At 69.5% G+C, this 239-nt stretch carries 1 protein-coding gene; it reads right to left on the reverse strand.

All coding sequences use genetic code 11. The features are described from left to right. The coding region (locus SB751_RS34885; protein ID WP_410749597.1) for a patatin-like phospholipase family protein at window positions 1-239 on the reverse strand (239 nt) is incomplete at both ends.

Genomic DNA, 239 nt, shown 5'->3' on the forward strand with positions numbered 1-239 from the left:
CCCATGATCGTGAAGGTCTGCAGCAGCATCTCGATCGGGTTGTTGGTCGCCGCGCCGTCCGGCCGCGCCGAGATGTCGACCGCGATCACGAAGCTCGCGCCCATCTTGCGCGCGAACGACGCGGGCACCGGGCTCACGAGGCCGCCGTCGACGTACTCGCGGTTGCCGATCCTCACCGGTTCGAACACCGACGGCACGCTGCACGACGCGCGCACCGCGAGCCCCGTATTGCCCTGCTG

Origin of the sequence: Cupriavidus sp. SIMBA_020, from assembly GCF_046535395.1 — a bacterium.
In the GTDB taxonomy this organism is placed as follows: domain Bacteria; phylum Pseudomonadota; class Gammaproteobacteria; order Burkholderiales; family Burkholderiaceae; genus Cupriavidus; species Cupriavidus campinensis.